This window comes from Seonamhaeicola marinus (assembly GCF_008085455.1).
This window is the reverse complement of record NZ_VSDQ01000869.1, coordinates 1-1,395: the sequence shown is the minus strand read 5'-3', so window position 1 is coordinate 1,395 and position 1,395 is coordinate 1. Positions and strand designations below refer to the sequence as shown.

Annotated in this window: 3 protein-coding genes; all 3 read left to right on the top strand. The window is 32.5% G+C overall.

The annotated features are described in order from the left end of the window. The coding region (locus tag FUA24_RS24510; protein ID WP_187388390.1) for a GDP-mannose 4,6-dehydratase at nucleotides 1-191 on the top strand (191 nt) is incomplete at its 5' end. Between the two features lies 1 nt (nucleotide 192). Continuing rightward, nucleotides 193-1,050 (top strand): glucose-1-phosphate thymidylyltransferase RfbA, encoded by an 858-nt coding sequence (gene rfbA / locus FUA24_RS24505; protein ID WP_147131944.1) that lies wholly within the window; start codon nucleotides 193-195, stop codon nucleotides 1,048-1,050. A gap of 5 nt (nucleotides 1,051-1,055) precedes the next feature. Further along, nucleotides 1,056-1,395: dTDP-4-dehydrorhamnose 3,5-epimerase family protein (locus FUA24_RS24500; protein WP_148546055.1), on the top strand; the 340-nt coding region annotated here is incomplete at its 3' end.

Here is a 1,395-nt window from a genome sequence, read left to right as displayed (position 1 = left end):
ATGAAATTAAGCCTAAAAACACTTCATATAAAAATCAAATTACGTTTGTAACAGATAGACCAGGACATGATTTTAGATATGCTATTGATGCTACTAAAATTGAAAACGAACTTAACTGGAAAGCCCAAGAAAATTTTGAGTCGGGTATTCTAAAAACAATTCATTGGTACATTAAAAAATACAAAGGGTAGTATGAAAGGCATAATATTAGCAGGCGGTTCAGGTACACGTTTATATCCATTAACAAAAGTGTTTAGTAAACAGTTAATGCCTGTTTATGATAAGCCAATGATATATTACCCATTAACAACCCTCATTTCTGCCGGAATTAATGAAATTTTAATCATTACAACACCAAAAGATATTGAACGCTTTAGAGAACTTTTAGGAGATGGTAGTAATTATGGTTGTGTATTTGAATACGCCATACAAGAGGCTCCAAAAGGATTAGCCGAAGCGTTTTTAATTGGAGAGAAGTTTATAGGCAATGATGGAGTAGCTTTAGTTTTAGGCGATAATATTTTTTATGGCTCGGGTTTAAGTGAAACTCTAAAACAAAGTTCAAACCCCAACGGAGGTGTTATTTTTGCATATCACGTTCAAGACCCGCAGCGTTACGGGGTTGTAGAGTTTAATGAAAATAATAAGGCAGTTTCTATAGAAGAGAAACCTCTGAAACCAAAATCAAACTATGCCGTTCCTGGCATTTATTTTTATGATAATTCAGTAATTGAAATAGCAAAAAACATTAAACCAAGTGCTAGGGGCGAGTTAGAAATAACCGACGTTAATAAAGTGTATTTAGAGCAAAGAAAACTTAATGTTCAAATTTTAGATAAAGGCACAGCATGGTTAGATACAGGTACATTTGCATCTTTAATGCAGGCCTCACAGTTTGTTCAAGTAATAGAAGAAAGACAAGGATTAAAAATTGGTTGTATTGAAGAAGAAGCTTATAAAATGGGTTTCATAAATAAGAACCAGTTAAACAAACTAGCCCAACCGCTATTAAAAAGTGGTTATGGCGAATATCTTCAACAATTATTATAATAGTAATGCAGGTAGAAGAAACATATTTAAAAGGCTGTTTTGTAATAACACCCAAAGTGTTTGGTGATGATAGAGGTTATTTTTACGAAAGTTTCAATGCAAAAAAGTTTGAAGAGCTTACAGGATTAAGCGTAAATTTTGTTCAAGATAATTTGTCTAAATCATCAAAAGGTGTTTTAAGAGGCTTACACTTTCAAACAGGAGTTTTTGCGCAAGCTAAGTTAGTAAAAGTTGTTAAAGGGAAAGTACTAGATGTTTGTGTTGATTTAAGAACAGAATCTGAAACATTTGGCAAACATTTTTCAATTGTTTTAGATGCCGAAAAACATCAGCAATTATTTGTTC